The following is a 19,947-nucleotide window of genomic DNA, read 5'->3' as shown; positions in this document are numbered from 1 at the left end:
TACTAATTTGTTTTTGAATGGTGTCGCGCTCCGACGGTCTCTGGTGATTACAAGACGGATTAGCTGCGCTGAACTTCGTTTGCCGCGTTCCGCTGCGCTTCACTCGCAATGACAAAGCTTGGCTTAACGTCCTTGAATGCGGTCCAGCACTTGCTCAGTGGTGTAGCCCTGCACCTTCATTTCGTGAAACCCAAACACCCGTACAGCCTCTTGCAGGGTGGGCATGTCGGAGCTGAGCAGGGTAGGGGGAATGAATACCTGCTTCTCGGTCGGAATTTGATAGATGAAGCGAGCGAAGCGCTGGAACTGTTCGGGCGTGGCGTACATCAGCGTAGCTTCTTCGGGCGACGAGTACAGCAGCGACAAAGTGCCTTCCGGATGGCTGGCAGCAATTTCGGGCCGCTCGTGAGGCAGCAGCATGTTGAGAAAAGTCTCCAGAATCACTTGGTTGGTGTTGGTGCCCAGTAGCACCACGGCGGCGCGCTTGCTCTTTTTCTCGCGGCGCTCAAAGTGCAGGGCTGTAGCCAGGCGCAGCACCTCGGTGGGATAGGACGCACGGGTGACGTCAAATTCGGCGGACCGCAACAGCTTCTTGGGGTTGAAGCTGAACTGCTCGCCCCGGTTTTGGAAGCGGTTGGTTCCGACCACAATTTGCTGGCCGCTCGCAATGCGCCGAAACGTCTCGGTCGCCACTTGCTTGATTTCGTCCAGCACCTGCGCCCGCACTTTGGGCAGCCCACCGGCCGCCTCCGTGCGCTGAAAAAGCGCCCAGGCTTCCTGCGCCAGCTGGTCGGTGAGGGTTTCGAGGTAGTAAGAGCCCGCGGCGGGGTCCTGCACCCGGCCCAGGCCCGATTCTTCACGGAGCAGCACCGAAAGGTTGCGCGCCAGCCGACCCGAAAAATCGTTGGGCTCGGCAAATAAGCTATCGAACGGCGCCACCGAAAGCGAATCGGCACCGCCGAGTACGGCGCTCATGGCTTCGGTGGTGTGGCGCAGCAGGTTGGTGTGGGGGTCGAGGGTGGTTTGCGTCCATGAGGCCGTGGCGGCGTGAATGCGCAGGCGCTGGTTGAGCGCGGCGGGCAGGTCAAAGCCATGCAGCAACGTGGCCCACAACCGGCGCAGGGCCCGCAGCTTGGCAATTTCGGGGAAGTAGCTAGGCGTAATAACTACGTGCAGGTGCAAGGCCGCCGCTACCTGGTCCGGGCTAATTTCGTCGTTGGGCAGCTCGGCTAGCAGCGCCGCGGCCGTATTCAGGCTGAAGGCAATCTGCTGGGTGGCAGTAGCGCCGCGGTTGCCAAAAAAGGCGCCGTTCACAGCCAGAGCCTGGAAGTCGGGCATGCCCGTGGTCAGGCTCACGCATCGTCGCAGGGCAGTGCGGTAGTTGGCTAGTTCGGCGCCTTCGGGCACCGCGCCGGGCGCGAAGCGCAGGAAGCCCCGCAAGGCCGTGCCTGGTGCTGTATCTATCAAATGGGCAAGTAATACGTCGGGCTCGGCGGCCACCGTGTAGCCAATGTAAGTGGTGGGCAAGGGCATTTGCTCGGCCAGATGATGCACGGCAAAGGACTCGGCTTCCGTCAGCACAAAGTGAATGCCCTCGGCTCCTTGCTCTAGCGCGGCGGCCGCGCGGTCAATTTCGGCGCGGCCATCACCGGCGGGCACGTTTATCACGGGCACGTTCAGCCATGGCGCCTGCGGGTGGGGCAGGGGGGCAGGCAGCCCGCCCAGCGCGGCCAAGGCCTCGCGGTGGTAGAAGGGCTCCACACTAAAGCCATCGGGTAGGGGCCAGCGGAGCGTGGCGGGGTCCTGGCCTTTCAGGTCGCGGGTCAGGCGGGCTTGCCACTCCGCGGTGGTTACGGCCGGAAATTCGGCAAACGAAACGGGCGTGGCAACGGGAGAATCAGACATAAGTATTGGCGCTTCGGGGCATCATTTCCATCGGTTCTGCTTTGGGCATAGCAACGCTGAAAACAGGCCGAAAGATACCGCGCTAGTCCCGAAGCTGCCCGCTGGCGGCTTCCCGGTTCAGCATAAGGAGGAACGGGCATCGTAGCTTTGCAAAAAATAACCAAGCTGCTTTAGCTGTCGCCTTCATGCTGCAAAACTCTTTTCGTACCGCTTTAGCCGCCCTGCTGGTGGTGGTAGCGGTTGCCCCCGGTTGCCAACGAGCCGCGTATGCACCCACGGCCCGCTTTGCGCCGACCACCAGCCAGCCCGTTGGAAAAACCCAGGCCGAAGACCCCGCCGTGGCCGCCATGATTGCGCCCTACCACGACAAGGTGACCACCCAAATGCAGGAGGTGCTGGGCACGGCGCCCATGCCGCTGCTCAAAGCCCAGGGCGAGTCGCCGCTGGCCAACTTCGTGGCCGACTTGCAGCGGGCCCGTGCCAGTCAGGTACTTAGCGAACCCGTTCCGCTGGGCGTGATGACCAACGGCGGCCTGCGCGCCAGCCTCTCAGCTGGCCCGGTTACGCTGGGTTCGGTGTTTGAGCTGATGCCGTTCGAAAACGAGCTGGTGGTGCTCGACGCCCCCAGCGCGGTGGTGCAGCAGCTATTCGAGTACGCGGCTAACATCAAAATGGCAGTTTCGGGTGCCACCTACGCCGTAACTTTCGACGGCCTGCCCAAAGACATTCGCATCGGCAACCAAGTCTTCGACCCCAACCAGGACCGCACCTGGCCCATCGCCATTTCCGACTACCTGGCCTCGGGCGGCGATAACATGGGGTTCTTCAAAACCATTGAGCCCCGCCACACCAACGTGCTGCTGCGCAACGCCATTGCCGACCACATCCGCAGCCTCACCAAGGCAGGCCAACCCGTGACCGCCAAGGTCGAAGGCCGCGTGAAACAGTAAAGCGCAAGGACTCTAATTACTACTATCCCGATGACTACTCGCCGCGATTTTCTTCGTCAATCCTTGCTCGGCACTGCCGGTCTCACCGTGCTGGGTGGCCTGGCCAACACCGCCGAAGCCGCTGCTGCTAAAGAGCCCATCAAGCTCACCATTCTGCACACCAACGACATGCACTCGCGCATCGAGCCCTTTCCCGACAACGGCGGGCAGTGGGCCGGGCTGGGTGGCATGGCGCGGCGCGCGGCGCTCATCAAAGACATCCGCAGCAAGGAGGCCAACGTGCTGCTACTCGACTCGGGCGACATTTTCCAGGGCACGCCGTACTTCAACTTCTTCGGCGGCGAGCTGGAGTACAAGCTCATGAGCGAGATGAAGTACGACGCCAGCACGCTCGGCAACCACGATTTCGACAACGGCCTCGACGGCCTGATGCGCCAGCTGCCCAACGCCACGTTCCCCTTCCTCATCGCCAACTACGACTTCTCCAAGACGCCGCTGGCCGGCCGTTTTGCTCCTTACAAGGTATTTGAGAAGCAGGGCGTCCGCATTGGAGTGTTCGGCCTGGGCATTCAACTCGCGGGCTTGGTGGGCGATAAAAACTTTGGTGCCACCGAGTACCTCGACCCTGTGGCGAAGGCCACCGAAACCGTGGCTCAGCTGCGCGGAGCCGAAAAGTGCGACTTGGTTATCTGCCTCTCGCACCTCGGCTACAAGTACGAAAGCGCGAAAATTGACGACCGCAAGCTGGCGGCTCAAGTCTCCGGCATCGACCTGATACTGGGCGGACACACCCACACGTTTATGGACGCGCCGGAGCCCATTGCCAGCCCCGACGGCAAGCCCACCCTGATAAATCAAGTGGGTTGGTCAGGTATAAATTTAGGAAGGCTGGATTATGAATTTTCGCCGAAAACAAAACGGGCCGGTTTAGCTAGTGCCTCTGTGGTGCCGGTTCGGGCAGCCTGTTAAAAGCACGATATAAACAAGCGGGAAACGGCTTTTTTAAGTGCTGAGTTTTCCACAATTTTGTCCCCCTCTAAAATAATATGGGCACCTCGTGCCCGCTGTTTTCGTCACTCTTTTCGCTCCCGGCCCGCACCCGGTTACTGTTCAAATAACTCATGCTCAAAGATTTTCGCACGGTTTGGGCTGGCTGTTTACGCAGCATCTCGGCGGAAATCGGGGAGCAGAGTTTCAAGACTTGGTTTCAGCCCATTGTTCCGGTTGAGCTGAAGGGCAACGTGCTGACCATTCAGGTGCCGAGCGCCTACTTCTACGACTGGCTGGAGGAGCATTACGTGGACGAGCTGCGTCGCGCCCTTTTCCGCGAGCTGGGCGCCGATGGCCGCCTCGAATACAGTGTAGTAGTGGACCAGGGCAACGACCAAACGCCGCCGCGCGCCCTGCATCTGCCGCCGCCCCGCAAAACGGCCGCGCCCGACCCGCGCGACGCCCCGCAGCCGGCACCATCGCAACCCGCGGGCAACCCCTTTGCCGGCAGTGCACGGGCCGGTTCGGCCCGCTACGTGAATTCGGCGGCGGTGCGCACTACGCCCCGCGGCAACTTCGGCATCAACAACCAGACGGCCGATACCATGGCGCCGCCGCGCAACCCCTTCGACACGGCCCGCCCCATGGACGGCAACCTCGTGCCGTCGCAGCTGAACGGCTCTTACACCTTCGATAACTACATCGAGGGCGATTGCAACCGCCTAGCGCGCTCAGCGGGCTTGGCCGTGGCCAACAAGCCCGGCACCACCAGCTTCAACCCACTGATGGTGTACGGCGGCGTGGGCCTGGGCAAAACGCACTTGGTGCAGGCCATCGGTAACCACATTAAGGCAACGGCGCCCGAGCGCTTTGTACTGTATGTGTCGGCTGAGAAGTTCACCAACCAGTTCATCGATAGCGTGCAGCGCGCGCAGGTGCAGGACTTCGCCAACTTCTACCTGCAAGTCGATGCCCTGATTCTGGACGACGTGCAGTTTCTGGCCAACAAAGGCAAGACCCAGGAGATGTTCTTTCACATCTTCAACCACTTGCATCAGTCCGGCAAGCAGATTGTGATGACATCGGACCGGCCCCCCAAGGACCTGCTGGGCCTGGAAGACCGGTTGCTCAACCGCTTTAAGTGGGGCCTCACGGCCGATGTGCAAAGCCCCGACTTCGAGACGCGGGTGGCCATCATCCGCAACAAGATGGAGCAGGATGGCATCGATATTCCGCCAGACCACGTGGTGGACTACCTTGCCAACTCGGTGCACACCAACGTGCGCGAGCTGGAAGGCGTGATTGCCTCGCTGGTGGCGCAAAGCAGCCTCTCGCGCCGCGATATCGACCTGGAAATGGTGAAGCAGGCCCTGCGCCACATCATCGAAGAAGTAGAAGCTGAAGTCAACCTCGACTTCATTCAGAAGACTGTGGCCGCTTATTTCGGCATCTCCGTAGAGCTGCTGAAAGACAAAACCCGCAAAAAGGAAGTGGTAACGGCCCGCCAGGTTGCCATGTACTTCGCCAAGCACCACACCGCGCACACGCTGAAAACCATTGGTTTTCACTTTGGCGGGCGCGACCATACCACCGTGATGCACTCGGTGCAAACCGTGTCGGATTTGGTGGATTCGGACAAGAAATTTCGCGACCAAGTCGACGAGCTGCGCAAGAAGTTCGCGAAGTAGAGACGCGACGCTTGGCTACGCCAACCTGCGGTTTGCGCCTCGGCGGTGAACAATAACTAAACGATAGGAGGGGCTGCTACAACTCAACGGCGCAGAAGCCGAGACGCCAAGTGTGGCGTCTCTACAGCATGCTGCAAATCCGAATAACTAGGCTGTAGCCGTAGGGTTATTGGTTTCCGAGAGCCGAACCTCATGCTTAGCGGCAAACTCCCGTACCTGCTCACGAAAGCGGGTTTTGCGCATTTTGCCTTTCACTTCGCGTAGGTTCAGGGCATATACTTCGCCGTCTTTTAGCTGCAAGCGCAACAGCATGGGGCGAAGCTCAAGGGTCGCAATCCGCTCGGCGGCAAATACCTGCTTGGCACGGAAGAGACCGGCCTTGTGCACGATGTAGCCAGGGGTGAACTCCAGGTAGCTCTGGGTACCAAAAATGGGGGCGTTGTGCACTAGCACGTAGCCGATGTACACGAATGTGAACACAAGGAAAACCCAGTGCAGGAAATGGTAATCATTCGCTTTGGTATCGCCCCACATCGAAAACAGCACATAGGTCAGCCAGAAGGCGCCGATGGCTAATTGACCCCAGAAGGGGATGCGGGAAGTATTAGCGGGGCGAAGACGGATGCGAGTAGTACCAGTGGGCATAGGGCAAATTTAGTGCGGAAAGCAGAAACGGCGGCGTGTAGGGTGATGATGACGACTTGGAACAATAAAAACGTCATGCTGAGCTTGCTGAAGCATTTCCATCGCACTACTAGAATTGATTAGTTGCGCGGTGGAGATGCTTCGGAAAGCTCAGCATGACGGCCTTTCAAATTAGCTGGGGCTAAAACTAGCCCACAAACTTAGCATCCAGCGTCATTTCGGGCACGGCGCTCAGCGCCTTCGACACGGGGCAGTTGGCTTTGGCGTCTTCAGCGTGCTTCTGGAAATCCTCGTCCGTAATGTTGCCGCCGCTCACGCGGCCCTCGGTGCTCACGTGAATGCGCTCGATGACGGGGTGCCCGTTGTTTGGGTTCATTGTGACGGTGGAGGTGGTGGTGATGCTCTCGACCTGGTGGCCGTGCTTGGTGAGCACGCTGGTAAGGTACATGGTGTAGCAGCCGGCGTGGGCTGCGCCGATGAGCTCCTCGGGGTTGGTGCCTTGCTTGCCTTCGAAGCGGCTGCCCACGGAGTAGGGAGCGTTGAGTGCGCCGCTTTCGGTGCTGAGGGTGCCACTGCCTTTGATGTCGCCGGTCCAGGCGGCGGTGCCTTTGTGGTCTGCCATGATTGTTTGGTGATTGGTGAGTTAAGTGTTGAGTATGGGAAACAAGGGTAACGGCGGCAAGTTAGCCGGGTTGCCGGGCTTGCGCACTGGTGCACCGAGCCAACGTACCTTCGCAACCGCTGAAACAGCGCTTTTAATCAGATTATGGGACTAAAATCTGCACTCAGCCGGCCGCTGGCCCGGTACGTTGCCCGGCGCCACCAGCGCTGGCAGCACCGCCCCGAAGCTACCCAACTAGAGTTGCTACACCAGCTTACCACTGCGGCTGCCAACACGGCGTTCGGCCGCGACCACGGCCTGGGCGGCATAGCGAGGCCTACCGACCTGGCCCGCCAAGTGCCCGTGCGCGACTATGAAGGCCTCAAATCTTATTTCGACCGCACCCAAGCCGGCGAAGCCAATGTGCTCTGGCCCGGCCACCCGCTGTATCTGGCTAAAACCAGCGGTACCACCTCTGGCACCAAGTACATCCCCATCACGAAGGACAGCATCCCCAACCACATCGATGGGGCCCGCGATGCCCTGCTTTACTACATATACCGCACCGGCCGCAGCCAGTTTCTCGATGGTAAACTAATCTTCCTGTCGGGCTCCCCGGAGCTGGAAATACACCACGGCATCCGCACCGGCCGCCTCTCGGGCATTGCCAACCACCATGTGCCGGCCTACCTGCGCCGCAACCAGCTGCCGAGCTACGCCACTAACATCATCGAGGACTGGGAAACCAAGCTGGAACGCATCGTGGACGAAACGTTGGGGGAAAAGATGACCCTCATATCGGGCATTCCGCCCTGGGTGCAGATGTACTTCGACCGGCTCACGGCCCGCACCGGCCGCCCCATCAAAGATATTTTTCCAGATTTTAACCTGTTCGTGTACGGCGGAGTCAACTTTGAGCCTTACCGCGCCAAGCTCTTCGAAAGCATCGGGCGGCCCGTCGATAGCATTGAGCTGTTTCCGGCCTCGGAGGGCTTCTTGGCCTTCCAGGACGAGCCGGGCAACCCGGGGCTGCTCCTGCTGCTGAATAGCGGCATCTTCTTCGAGTTTGTGCCGGCCGAGCGCTTCTTCGAGCCCGACGCGCCCCGCCTCACCATCGCCGATGTGGAACTGGACAAGCAGTACGCCGTGGTGCTCACCTCCAACGCCGGCCTATGGGCTTACTCGTTGGGCGACACCGTGCGGTTTGTGAGCCTGGCGCCGCACCGCGTGGTGGTAACGGGCCGTATCAAACACTTCCTTTCGGCCTTTGGCGAGCACGTCATTGGCGAGGAAGTGGAACAGGCCTTGCGCGCCGGCATGGCTCAGTTCCCGGAGGTAGAAGTAGTAGAATTCACCGTAGCGCCCCTGGTAAGTGAGGACCCCGCCACCCCTTCGCGCCATGAGTGGCTGGTAGAGTTTGCGCGCCCGCCGCGCGATGCTGCTGCTTTCGCGGCGGCTTTGGATGCGGCATTGCGCCAGCGTAATTCCTACTATGATGACCTGCGCCGTGGCAATATTCTGGTGCCGCTGCAGTTGACGCCGCTACCTGCTGGTGCGTTTCAGCGGTATATGAAAAGCCTGGGTAAGCTGGGCGGGCAAAACAAGGTGCCGCGCCTGGGCAACGACCGGAAGGTTGCCGAGGGCTTACTTTTCGTTTAATACAATGCGAGTCGCCTTTGACCTTGATAACACCCTTATTCACTGTGGATATAACTTCCCGTTGGAGAAGCCCCGCAGATATATTTTAGCCAGGCTGCTAGGCGGCCAGCGGCTGCGTCAGGGAATTGAGAAACTTGCGGAATACTGCCAGCAGCAGGGCTGGGAAGTGTGGGTGTACACTACTTCTTACCGTAGCATTTGGCACATCCGCAAGCTGTTTTGGTTGCACGGAATCTGGTTGGATGGAGTAGTGAACCAGCAGCGGCACAACCAAACAGTTAAAGTGAGATGCACCAAGCACCCGCCAAGCTTCGGTATCGATTTGTTGATTGATGATTCGGATGGAGTGCGAATAGAAGGCGAACGGCACGGCTTCCGCATGCTGGTGGTGGCGCCCGATGATGAACAATGGGCCGAAAAGGTGCGGGCGGCACTTGAGTTAGCTGGCAGTCAAATCAACCAGGCATAAGCATGAAGAGAAGCAAACTCAAGTTTTCTGTCACCATTGACCACGATGATGATTATTCATTCGACATAGAGATTATCAGGCCAGATGTTAAAGCACACGTATATTTTTATGGTGATGCCGGTATGTTTACAGCTTTCGGAGAATCGTTGATGGAATTCCCCAAAAGCGCCACGGGTACGGTTAGTTTTGAAATTGGCCAGGTTGGGTATCCTTCGTCTTTGGGCTACTTGCTCATAGAGGCTTATTGCACCAGCCCAGCAGGGCATGCGGCGCTGAAAATAATAGTTGATAATAACGAAGAGCGAGCTGAGCATCACCGGTTCGAATTTTCAATTGCTTCCGAAGTAGCTGCCATCAACAAATTAGGAATGCTGCTCTCGAATTGGCAGATGCAAATCAATTCGCAAATAGTATGGAAAGCCGAGACGAGATGACCAAACCCGCCCTCCACGCCCTCTGCCAAGCCTTTATCCAGGAGCGCATCGATGCGGCGCGCACCGCCATGCAAGCCGCCCAGGAGTCCTCGAGCTCCGAAACCAAGAGCAGCGCGGGCGACAAGTATGAAACCGGCCGTGAAATGGCCAATGCCGAGCGCGACCGCAACGCCGCTCACATGCAGCAGGCCCAGCAGCTACAAGCCGAGCTGGCCCGCATCAGCCCCAATGGAGCTTGCGACACCGTGCGGCCCGGCGCGCTGGTGCACACCAGCATGGGCCGCTTCTATATCAGCATCAGCGCGGGCAGGTTGGTGATAGAGGGTGGGCCCGAAGTCTTTGCCGTGTCGGCTGCTGCGCCGGTGGCGCTGGCGCTGAAGGGGCTGCGGGCTGGCGAGCAGGTCGCGTTCAACGGCAGGGCGGTGCAGGTGCTGGCAGTGGAGTAGGAGAGGTCTAGCGGGCGCTCCACTCGGCCAGTAGCGCGGGCAGGCGGTTGGTGCCTTCGGTGAGCCACTGTAGGGCCGACAGGACATCCGAGAAATAATGCGACTCGAACCGAATGGCGGGCTGCACCAAGTCATGCAGTGCGTCGATGGCCAGCTGGTTGTGCAGCTGGCCACTATCGATGGCCAGCACCAGACGCTCCAGCGGCAGCTGCACAATGCCGGGCATCCAGTAGGTGCCCAGCCACAGCTCGTCTTCCACCGAAATGTTGGGCAGCGAGTTCATGTCGATGAGCAGCGTGCGCACGGCCAACTCCCGAGCCAGGAGCAGCAGCTGCGCGGCACTGGCGCGGAGCGTCTGAGTGGCTTCGCCCGAAACCCATTCCATGCGCAGCAAGCCCAGCGTGTCCTCGTACTGCAGGCTAAAATCAGGAATGTGGTTGAGTATCACGTTAGCCTGGGTTTGATTGCCTTGAGTAGAAGCGGCGATGCTGCCATTAAGACTACGCTATTTCCAATCTCCCCCGCCATCGGCTGGCTTTTCGTTGTCGGGTTTGATGAGGCGAAACTCGACACGGCGGTTCACCTTGGCGTCGGCATCGGTCAGCTCGTCTTTGAGGGGGCGGGTAGAGCCGTAGCCCAGGCTCTCGATGCGGTTGGGCTTGAGCTTGCCCTTGCGCTCAATGTAGCGGCGGATTTCCTCGGCGCGGTCCTGCGAGAGCTGCTCGTTCACGTCGGGGTCGCCGCTGGCATCGGTGTGCCCCCCAATGTTGAGCCGGAACGTGGGGTGGTCAACCAGAAAAATGGCTATCCGGTCGAGCGTCGTGTGCATGGAGGGCAGAATAGCTGACTTACCCGGCTGAAATTCAATATTTTTAAAAATCAGCGGCAGCTTATAGTCGATGCTGTTCGTAAGCAAGGTCATTACCGTGTCGCCTTTCAGCTCAAACTGTTTTTCCACGCTGAAGAAATCGGTGCTCTGAATCAGCATGGCGTAGTGCGAACCCTCCATCAGCTCGAAGTCGAAGGTGCCATCGGGCCGGATAAACTTGCTGGCCACTTCAATGCCGTTGTCCAAGTCAATAATGCTCACAATACCTTTGAGCGGCTTGCTGGACACCGAATCGAGGAGAGTGCCCTCGACGTGGGTGGTGGCCAGCGGCTGGGCCTCCATGGGCAGCGGGAAGGAGTAGAGGTCGAGGTTGTTGATGTTCTCGGCTTCGGAACGGGCGTAGTAGAGGTTTTTGCTATCGGCGTCGATGGTAAAGTAGTATTCCGACCCCTTGCCGTTGACCAAGGGGCCAATGTTTTTGGGCTCCTGCCAGCGGCCACCCACGCGGTAGGTCTTGTAGATGTCGAAGTCGCCAAAGTTCAGCAGCTGACCACGCGAGCTGAAGTACAGCACGTGGTAGAGCGGGTGGTAGAAGGGGCTTACTTCGCTTTCGCGGGTGTTCACCACGGGCCCAGCGTTTTGGGCGGGGCTCCACTGGCCATTTTTCAGCTTGTGCGTGAAGTAGATGTCCGACAGTCCGAAGCCCCCGAGCCGGTCAGAGGCAAAGTATAGCGTATCCTCGTTCTGCGAAAGCGTGGGCTGCGAATCCCAGGCTGACGAGTTTACGTTGGGCCCCAAGCTTTTAGGCGTGCTCCATTTGCCGTCTTTCCCCTTGGTGGCCGTGAACAGGTCGCAATTGCCGTGGCAGGTCGAACACTCGCAGCGGGCAAAGAAAATGGTCCTTCCGTCCTTGCTCAGGCACGCCGAGCCTTCGTTGTTGGGCGAATTGATGGGCTTGGGCATGGGCTCGGCGTCGCTCCAGTTGATGCCTTCCCTGCGGGAAAAGTAGAGGTCTTCGTCCATCACGCCGGTGATGCCCCGGCGCTTGCGCTTGCTGCTAAAATAGATAATGGAATCGTTGCCGCCCATGGCGGGCCCGTAGTCCGGCGACTTGGTGTTCACGGCATCGCCCATGCTCGTGTACACGCCGCGGGGAGGATGAAACGTGTTCAGGTTTTTGCGGTACTCCACTAGGTCGTAGTACGTTTTGAGGGGGACGTACAGGTCCTGATTTTTTTTCTCGAGCGAGTCGTAATAGAGTTGTATTTTTTTAATGTCGGTGCGGTGGTGCTTGAGGGCGAGGCGGTAGTAAGCCTTCGCCTTCGCCTGCTGATTGTCGCGCTCTAGCAACTGCCCCAGGCGCCAAAGCATGTCGGTATTGCGGGCAAAATTGGTGGGGCCAAACTTGGCCACGTAGCTCTCCAGCATCAACCGAGCCTCGCGGTACTGGTGCCGGCGCTCGGCTTTGGCAATGGCCCGCAGGGCTTTCTTATCCTCAAAATAAGGGTAGCTGTTGATGTAGATGAAGTCCGGAGTGCCGTCGGAGCGCAGGCGCAGTTTTCGCGTGATGCGGCCATTTAGGCCCGTAACGCGATAGCTGCCAGGCGCAATGGTCGGCTGGTTGGCCGGAGTGGGGCTGGCGGTTGGTGTTGTCCGTGGCTTGGTTGCGTTGGGAGTGCGGCCGGCCGGGGCAGCCGAAGCGCCACCACTGGTGGTGTCCGCAGATGGTGATGCGGCCGGAGGAATTCCTTTGGTAGGGCGGCGTTGGGCTTGAGCGTGCGGAGCGGCGGCCATTCCCAGCATAAATAGGAGAATTAATTGGCACAAACGCAATATGACGGACATTAGTAGAGTATTGGTATAATAATTTACGCAAGTTGCCAACAAATTAGCGATTTCAAGCGGAGGGCAGCTGCGATTTCGTAGCGAATTGCGCCGCTTTGGCGGAACAGTTTCGCTGGCACGGCCATTGATGTCCAAAAGTGCCGGGAAGCCGTACCTTGTACCTCCCGCTTCTCGCGGCGTACGGCTGCCAAACTGGCACCATTTTCTTGCTTTAGGCTTTATTCTCGTTCATGCGTTTGGCACCAGTCACTTCCCCTACATCCTCTGCGCCGTCCCGCATTCGGGCCTTCAGCGACACTAATTCCCAACCCGAAGCTATTGCCATTATGGCCGCCGACCCCGACCACTTGCTGCGCGGCGACGATGCCCCGCCTACGTTGCTGTTGCTGCCCGTGCGCAATACCGTCCTGTTTCCTGGGGTGGTGCTGCCGGTCACGGTCACTCGCAAAAAAAGCATCAAGCTAGTACGCAAGGCTTATGCTGCCGACAAGCTATTGGGGGTAGTAGCCCAGCAAAGCCCCGACGCCGACGAGCCCACCACCGAAGAGCTGCATTCAGTAGGCACGCTGGCCCGTATTCTCAAGCTGCTGGAGCAGCCCGATGGCCAGGTTACCATCATCCTGCAAGGGCAGGTGCGCTTCACCATTGAAGAGCAGCTCACCTTCACGCCGCTGCTCACGGCGCGGGTATCTTACTTTTCGGAAGTAGCCCTCAACCCCGACATCCCCGGTGAGTTTGGCTTGCTGCAGGCCCTGCGCGAGGCGGCCACCAAGGTCTTGGAGCTCACGCCGGAGATTCCAATGGAAGCCCGGGCAATGCTCGACGGCATCCAGTCGCCGGCTTTCCTGACGCATTTCTTGTCGTCGAATGTGCAGCTGGACCTGCCCGCCAAGCAAAAATTGCTAGAGCTAGCCGACCCCGAGCAGCAAGCGCGCCAACTGCTGGAGGCCTTGCTCAGCCAAGCCGAGCTGCTCGAAATTAAGCAGGACATCCGTTCAAAAACCCACACCGGCATCGACGCGCAGCAACGGGAGTACTTCCTGCGCCAGCAGCTCAAAACCCTGCAGGATGAGCTGGGCCAGGAGGGCCCCGATGAGGACGTCCATCGCCTCAAGGCCCGCGCTGAGACCAAAAAGTGGCCCGAAAGCGTGGCGCTCCATTTCAAAAAGGAGATGGAAAAGCTGGCCCGCACCAACCCCATGGCGCCCGACTACTCGGTGAGCATGAACTATGTGGAGTTCCTGCTCGACCTGCCCTGGGGCGAGTACACCAAGGACAAATTCAACCTGAAGCAAACCAAGAAGATTCTTGATTCCGACCACTTCGGCCTGGAAAAGGTGAAGGAGCGGATTCTGGAATACATCGCCGTGCTCAAGCTAAAGCAGGACCTAAAGGCGCCTATTCTGTGCCTTTACGGCCCTCCCGGCGTGGGCAAAACCAGCCTGGGCCGTAGCATTGCGGCCGCCATGGGCCGCAAGTACATCCGCATGAGTTTGGGTGGCGTGCGCGACGAAGCCGAGATTCGCGGGCACCGCAAAACGTACGTGGGGGCCATGCCCGGTCGCATTATTGCGCAGATTAAGAAGTCTGGTAGCTCTAACCCTGTCATCATTCTCGATGAGATAGACAAGGTGAGCAGCGACTTCCGCGGCGACCCCAGCTCGGCCCTGCTCGAGGTGCTCGACCCCGAGCAAAATGCCACCTTCACCGACAACTACCTGGAGGTAGAGTACGACCTGAGCAAGGTCCTGTTCATTGCCACTGCCAACTCGCTCGATACCATTCAGCCCGCCCTGCGCGACCGCATGGAAATCATCGACCTCACGGGCTACACCCAGGAGGAGAAAGTGCAGATTGCCCGCAAGCACCTTTGGCCCAAGCAGCTGAAAGACCACGGCCTGGGCGAGGCTGAAGTGAAGATTACTGACGCCGCCCTGCACCGTGTGGCCGACGACTACACCCGGGAATCGGGCGTGCGCGGCCTGGAGCGCAAGCTGGCCGCTGTGACCCGCAACCTGGCCCGCCGCAAGGCAGGAAAGGAGGAGCTACCCGCCGTGATGGAGCCGGCAGAAATCCGCAAAATCCTCGGCGCGCCGATGTTCGACCGCGACCAATATCAGGACAACGACACCGCCGGCGTAGTAACGGGCCTGGCCTGGACCAGCGTGGGCGGCGACATACTCTTTGTAGAAAGCCTGCTGAGCCGCGGCCGTGGCAAGCTCACGCTCTCGGGCCAGCTCGGCGACGTGATGAAGGAGTCGGCCATCACGGCCCTTTCCTACCTGCGCAGCCGTGCCGATGAGATTGGCATCGATTACCGCTTGTTTGAGCAGTACGACTTGCACATTCACTTCCCCGAAGGCGCCGTGCCCAAGGACGGCCCCAGCGCGGGCATTGCCATCTTCACCAGTATGGCTTCTGCCTTCACGCAGCGCCGCGTGCGCCCGCGCCTGGCCATGACCGGCGAAATCACCTTACGAGGCAAGGTGCTGCCCGTGGGCGGCATCAAGGAGAAGCTGCTGGCTGCCCGCCGTGCCGGCATGAAGGACATCATTCTGTGCCCCAAAAACCGCAAGGACATCGAGGAGATTCAGGAAGACTACCTCAAAGGCCTCACCATTCACTACGCCGAGCGCGTGGACGACGTGCTGCGCGTAGCCTTGCTCGATGAGCTGGTGCCGCATCCGCAAAAGCTTCCCGTGCGCGACGAGCCCGTGCCCGTGGTAGGGCCCAGCGTAGAGGTGCAGTAGGTGTAGCGCACGTTTGAGCTTGTTGCCAGAAAGAGCACCCTTATACTTTAGCTAATTGGCTAGCGTTGTTCGGGAGGGCCCTTGCTGGCAACAAGCTCAAGCGCGTTCTACAAGCGTTAACTTAGACGTATGAAGCAGTTTTCCGCTCACCGGGTTGCCGGTTTATGCTTATTGGTTGGGGGAATTGTAGCGTTCCGGCCTGCTGCTGCCCAGCAGCTTGGGGGCCGCACGGTGTTTCCCTTTCTGGACCTGCCAACCGGTGCCCAACAAGCCGCGCTGGGCAGCACCAATGTATCGGCCCGCAACGACGACCCCTCCATGCTTTTTGCGAACCCGGCCCTGCTCAACGAAGGCATGGACGGCCGCCTCGCCCTGAGCTACGTGGCTTACGTGGCCGACATCAAGCAGAGCACCGCCGCTTACGTCTTCAACACCGAGAAATACGGCCGTTTTGGCGTGGGCATCACTTACCTCAACTATGGCAGCTTCGAGAGCTACGACCCGGCCGGTAATAGCTTGGGCACCTTTGGCGTAAATGAGTACACGGTGGGCGTATCGGACTCGTACACCAAGGGCAAGTTCACGTTTGGCGCCACTACCAAGCTGGCGGTTTCCAGCATTGCCGGCAACCGCTCGTTTGCCGGTGTGGCCGATGTAGGGGTAGTGTTCAAGCACGCCACGCAGGATTTCACAGTGGGCTTGGCTGCCAAAAACGTAGGGCTCCAGCTCACGCCTTACCCCGGCACCGACCGTGGCCCCCTGCCCCTCGACGTGCAGCTCGGTGCCACCATCAAGCCCGAGCACATGCCGCTGCGGTTTTCGCTCACGGCCCACCACCTGCAGCAGTGGGACATTCAATACATCGACCCCAACCAACGTGGCCAATTAGACGGCAACAACGTAGAGAAAAAGCCCACCAAAAGCTTCGGCGACAACCTGGCGCGTCATTTTACCGCCAGTGCTGCCCTGGAGCTTAGCAAGAACCTTCACGTGCGCGCGGGTTACAACCACCTTCAGCGCCGGGAGCTGCGATTGGAAAACACCAGCGGTGGCGCCGGTCTTAGCTTCGGAATCATGCTTAAAATCAGCAGTTTTCAAATTGACTATACCCACGCAGTGCTGCAAGCCGCTGGGTCTAGTGAGTACTTCACACTGTCCCGCAATCTGGACTCCTTGTTCAAAAAGAAAGAATAGCGCTGCCTTCTCTACCTAACCACCACAACGGTCATGCTAAAAGCAGCCGGAGCCATTCTACTGCAGCAGTACCCCCTCGCGTTAGGGATAGGTGCTTAGTAGAGCCGCCTCGGTAGCTTTCAGCATGACGTTCTTATTTCAGATCCTCCCGTACATCCGTTTATGCTTAATCAAGATTTTCTGACCCCGGCCCAAATCGTGGCCGAACTCGACAAGTACATAATTGGCCAGCACGATGCCAAGCGCCACGTGGCCATTGCCCTGCGCAACCGCTGGCGCCGGCTCCATGCCCCGGCCGATATGCAGGCCGAAATAGTACCTAATAACATTCTCATGATAGGCGCCACCGGCGTGGGCAAAACCGAAATTGCCCGCCGCCTGGCTCACCTTGCCGATGCTCCCTTTGTGAAAGTGGAAGCCAGCAAGTTTACCGAGGTGGGCTACGTGGGCCGAGACGTAGAAAGCATGGTGCGCGACCTGGCCGAGCAAAGCGTTAACCGCGTGAAAGCCCGTCGCCAGGAAGCCGTAAAAGCCCAGGCTGCCGATGCAGTCGAAGAATTGATTCTCGACGCCTTGATTCCAGCCGTGCCCCGTCCTGCAGGGTCCAAAGCTGGTCTGGGCTTCGGCGGTGGGGGAGGGGCCGACGACACTCCCCAGTCCGACGCCGAACTGAACGAGCGCACCCGCGAGCGGTTTCGCCAAAAAATCAAAAACGGCGAGCTCGAAGACCGCCGCATCGAAATTCAGGTGGCCCAGTCTGGCCCCAACATCGGAGTGATGGGTGCGCCTCCCGGCATGGACGAAGGCACCCTCTCGGGTCTGCAGGACATGCTGGGCAACATGCTGCCCAAGAAAACCCGCAAGCGCAAAGTGACCGTAGCCGAAGCACGCCGGCTCCTTCTCGATGAAGAAGCCGCTAAACTCATCGACATGGACGAAGTAAAGGACGAAGCCATTCGCCAAGCTGAAAACGCCGGCATCATCTTCATTGATGAGATTGACAAGGTAGCCAGCAGCGGCAGCCGGAGTGGCGGCGGTGGCGGTCCCGACGTAAGCCGCCAAGGCGTGCAACGCGACTTGCTGCCCATTGTGGAAGGCTCGGCCGTCAACACCAAGTATGGCATCGTCAACACCGATCATATCTTGTTCATTGCCGCCGGCGCTTTCCACGTCAGCAAACCTAGTGACCTCATTCCCGAGCTGCAAGGCCGCTTTCCCATTCGCGTCGAGCTGCAAAGCCTGACCAAGAACGACTTCTTCCGCATTCTTAAAGACCCCAAGAATGCACTTACTAAGCAGTACGAAGCCTTGCTGAAAGCCGAGGAGGTAGAACTCACCTTCGATGATGCCGCCCTCGAGCGCATCGCTGAAATAGCTTCTCAGGTGAATGCGGAAGTGGAGAACATTGGGGCTCGCCGCTTGCACACGGTTATGAGCCGTTTGCTCAATGATATTCTCTACGACGTTCCGGATAAGATTGGCCCCAATGCCCGTATCCTCATCACCGCCGACCTCGTGAATGAGCGGCTCAATGACATGGTGAAGAACCGGGATTTGAGCCAGTATATCTTATAACATTCTAACGGGTAATAAATGTAATAAAACTCATATAATCACAACTTTGCTTGTTCAGGAAGCTAAGATAGATGGATTATGCTGAGTAGACATGTTGGGTTGATAACAGTTTTGAAATGCGTTGAGGGCTGTAAGAACAATGGATGATTATAGTTATTGCATAGCACTGATATTATGCGCCGTCGCTATAATCTATAATTGTGAAAATGAAATGCCTTAGCCTACTAAGTCTAATTACATCCTGCTGCTACGGCACCGAGCCTTCGCCACTTCCAGGTGGAGAAGTGCCAGCACGAGTGTCCATTTTGTAAATAATTGAACTAGCATTGCGTTTACGTCAAAATGGTCATCAACCAACACAGAGTTTGACATCCGGGTTGTTAGCGAACAAAGGTTGAAGCAACTTGAAAACAGAAGTAGTATTCTGTGAAGATTACTTATGGTGGTATCTTATTTATAAAGCAATAAAAAAACCCAGCCGTTACGGCTGGGTTTTTTTATTGCTTTGCAAGCCTAGTACCCAGGGTTTTGTACTAAGTTGGGGTTCTGCTGAGTATCAACAAGCGGAATGGGCAGTACCGCTCGTTCAGCACCGTAAGCCACACGGCTCGAACTACGCTTGTAACGGAACAAGTCGTAAAGGCGGTGACCTTCAAAAGCTAGTTCTAGGCGGCGTTCCAACAAAATGGCCTCAATCAGAGCGGACTTATCAGCAAAGTTACTGGCTGAATACGAAGGCGATGTAGCAGGCTTTGAACGGTCGCGCACAAGGTTTAGCAAGGTAATCGCCTCAGCGCTTACGTTGGTAGCGGTTTGGGCTAGTCCTTCGGCTCTATTCAACAACGTTTCAGCATAGCGGGCAATTGGAACGTAGTCACCTGATGCCTCCCTGTACTTCTGAGTGAGCACAACAGGAGTAGTGGTTGATGTAGGTGGGGTAGTAGGCGACAACAACAACAGTCGACGACGGTCATCCAATGGGAAGCTTGTAACTGGGATGAGAGCGTAAGGGTTCACGCTTATGTCACCGGAACCGGCACGGCTCCGGTAGTGCTGACCAAGCGCGTTGTTAGTGTTAGGGTTATCGGACGCGTTCATGGCCACTGAAAAAATTGATTCAGGGTTGTTGAACGTTGCAAGTCTGAAGGGAACATCTGGTGTGGCAGCCAAAGTGTGCCGATTTCCAGTGATTACTTCTCCAGCCAACCGGGCAGCATCCGCATACCGGCCTTGGTATAGATACACTCGCGAAAGCAGGGTACGGGCAGCATCTTTAGTAGCACGTCCGGTTCTCTCAAAAGCAGTTGGATATGTCTCTGGCAGACCAGTGATGGCATCATTTAAATCCGACTCGATTTGAGTGTAGACCTCCCTTACTGTCGAACGCGGTTTGGCTTGGCTTGGATCGAATGCTGATGCAGCATCGGGAGCCGTGAGCTGCAGTATTACACCTGGGTGCGAAGCGTCAGCAGTGAAGTTGTAAGGTTGAGCAAACAAGTTCACCAAATGAAAATAGACGAGTCCCCGGATGAATTTAGCCTCACCTATATACTGTGCTTCTAGAGGAGCTGATACTTTGCCTGGATTCTTGGCAATCTCCTGCAGGAAGAAATTGGCGCCATACAAGGTACGGTAGCCACCAGTCCAGGCAAGCAATACGGTGCCGTCATTAGCGTTAGCCGTAAATGTTCCTATACCGCCAAAGAAAGCAGCAGGGTTTGTGTCATCACTGCGAATATCACTGTAAATGAGTGCACGGCCACCCAAAAATTCAGCGTTCTGCAACTGGTCATACATGCCAATTACACTGTTGGCAATCCGGTCGGGGTTGGCAAATGCGTCCTCTGCAGTCAGTGCAGACGGAACATCTTGGGTCAGAACGTCGCAGCCACTTGCTGCGGACAGCAGCAAAGCACATAGGGCGAGACGTTGAAACTTGGAATTAAACATGATTCGAAAAAATAAGA

The 19,947-nt window shown here is 58.0% G+C and carries 16 protein-coding genes; 10 read left to right on the top strand and 6 right to left on the bottom strand.

Annotation, left to right across the window (positions count from 1 at the left end):
• Positions 1–123 precede the first annotated feature (123 nt).
• Positions 124–1,905, bottom strand: coding sequence for a methylmalonyl-CoA mutase family protein (locus tag BMZ66_RS19870; RefSeq protein WP_092677593.1), 1,782 nt, complete (start codon positions 1,903–1,905; stop codon positions 124–126).
• Positions 1,906–2,090: 185 nt separating this feature from the next.
• On the opposite strand from BMZ66_RS19870, the gene BMZ66_RS19865 reads away from it, so the two are divergent.
• The 3 genes from BMZ66_RS19865 to dnaA all read left to right on the top strand — a co-directional run bounded on the left by BMZ66_RS19865 (position 2,091) and on the right by dnaA (position 5,533).
• Positions 2,091–2,855 (top strand): 5'-nucleotidase C-terminal domain-containing protein, encoded by a 765-nt coding sequence (locus BMZ66_RS19865; RefSeq protein WP_092677591.1) that lies wholly within the window; start codon positions 2,091–2,093, stop codon positions 2,853–2,855.
• 30 nt (positions 2,856–2,885) lie between these two features.
• A complete protein-coding gene (locus tag BMZ66_RS19860; protein WP_092677589.1) occupies positions 2,886–3,824 on the top strand; it encodes a bifunctional metallophosphatase/5'-nucleotidase in 939 nt (312 codons plus the stop codon).
• A 152-nt stretch (positions 3,825–3,976) separates the two neighbouring features.
• Complete coding sequence (dnaA, locus tag BMZ66_RS19855; protein WP_092677587.1) at positions 3,977–5,533, top strand: chromosomal replication initiator protein DnaA; 1,557 nt, start codon at positions 3,977–3,979, stop codon at positions 5,531–5,533.
• Between the two features lie 147 nt (positions 5,534–5,680).
• Here dnaA and BMZ66_RS19850 read toward each other — a convergent pair whose 3' ends face one another.
• Together BMZ66_RS19850 and BMZ66_RS19845 are read right to left on the bottom strand one after the other, a co-directional pair.
• Entirely contained in the window at positions 5,681–6,178 is a 498-nt protein-coding gene (locus tag BMZ66_RS19850) for a hypothetical protein (protein ID WP_092677585.1), read from the bottom strand.
• A gap of 187 nt (positions 6,179–6,365) precedes the next feature.
• Complete coding sequence (locus BMZ66_RS19845; protein ID WP_092677583.1) at positions 6,366–6,800, bottom strand: OsmC family peroxiredoxin; 435 nt, start codon at positions 6,798–6,800, stop codon at positions 6,366–6,368.
• A 144-nt stretch (positions 6,801–6,944) separates the two neighbouring features.
• Between BMZ66_RS19845 and BMZ66_RS19840 the strand changes: the two genes are divergently transcribed.
• Genes BMZ66_RS19840 through BMZ66_RS19825 form a run of 4 tightly spaced genes read left to right on the top strand, consistent with a single transcriptional unit; the run spans position 6,945 to position 9,787 of the window.
• Entirely contained in the window at positions 6,945–8,438 is a 1,494-nt protein-coding gene (locus tag BMZ66_RS19840; RefSeq protein WP_092677581.1) for a GH3 family acyl-acid amido synthetase, read from the top strand.
• A gap of 4 nt (positions 8,439–8,442) precedes the next feature.
• Complete coding sequence (locus tag BMZ66_RS19835) at positions 8,443–8,907, top strand: HAD family hydrolase (RefSeq protein WP_092677579.1); 465 nt, start codon at positions 8,443–8,445, stop codon at positions 8,905–8,907.
• A gap of 2 nt (positions 8,908–8,909) precedes the next feature.
• Complete coding sequence (locus BMZ66_RS19830) at positions 8,910–9,341, top strand: hypothetical protein (protein ID WP_092677576.1); 432 nt, start codon at positions 8,910–8,912, stop codon at positions 9,339–9,341.
• Positions 9,320–9,787 (top strand): 3-oxoacyl-ACP synthase, encoded by a 468-nt coding sequence (locus BMZ66_RS19825; protein WP_092677574.1) that lies wholly within the window; start codon positions 9,320–9,322, stop codon positions 9,785–9,787. The genes BMZ66_RS19830 and BMZ66_RS19825 overlap by 22 nt, the downstream gene beginning before the upstream one ends.
• Positions 9,788–9,794: 7 nt before the next feature.
• Here BMZ66_RS19825 and BMZ66_RS19820 read toward each other — a convergent pair whose 3' ends face one another.
• Complete coding sequence (locus tag BMZ66_RS19820; protein ID WP_092677572.1) at positions 9,795–10,235, bottom strand: hypothetical protein; 441 nt, start codon at positions 10,233–10,235, stop codon at positions 9,795–9,797.
• A gap of 57 nt (positions 10,236–10,292) precedes the next feature.
• The gene (locus BMZ66_RS19815; protein WP_234795174.1) at positions 10,293–12,419 is read right to left on the bottom strand and encodes an OmpA family protein; all 2,127 of its coding nucleotides are present in this window, start codon (positions 12,417–12,419) and stop codon (positions 10,293–10,295) included.
• Positions 12,420–12,787: 368 nt separating this feature from the next.
• Between BMZ66_RS19815 and lon the strand changes: the two genes are divergently transcribed.
• From lon to hslU, 3 genes are all read left to right on the top strand, one after another.
• The gene (gene lon, locus BMZ66_RS19810) at positions 12,788–15,211 is read left to right on the top strand and encodes an endopeptidase La (protein ID WP_092677568.1); all 2,424 of its coding nucleotides are present in this window, start codon (positions 12,788–12,790) and stop codon (positions 15,209–15,211) included.
• Between the two features lie 129 nt (positions 15,212–15,340).
• Positions 15,341–16,405, top strand: a complete 1,065-nt coding sequence (porQ, locus tag BMZ66_RS19805) for a type IX secretion system protein PorQ (protein WP_143080302.1) — start codon at positions 15,341–15,343, stop codon at positions 16,403–16,405.
• 162 nt (positions 16,406–16,567) lie between these two features.
• Entirely contained in the window at positions 16,568–17,980 is a 1,413-nt protein-coding gene (gene hslU, locus BMZ66_RS19800; RefSeq protein ID WP_092677564.1) for an ATP-dependent protease ATPase subunit HslU, read from the top strand.
• Between the two features lie 513 nt (positions 17,981–18,493).
• Here the strand turns inward: hslU and BMZ66_RS19795 are convergent.
• Positions 18,494–19,930, bottom strand: a complete 1,437-nt coding sequence (locus BMZ66_RS19795; RefSeq protein WP_092677562.1) for a RagB/SusD family nutrient uptake outer membrane protein — start codon at positions 19,928–19,930, stop codon at positions 18,494–18,496.
• Between the last annotated feature and the right edge of the window lie 17 nt (positions 19,931–19,947).

Source organism: Hymenobacter arizonensis, assembly GCF_900115775.1.
In the GTDB taxonomy this organism is placed as follows: Bacteria; Bacteroidota; Bacteroidia; order Cytophagales; family Hymenobacteraceae; genus Hymenobacter; species Hymenobacter arizonensis.
This window is presented reverse-complemented; position numbering and strand designations above follow the sequence as displayed.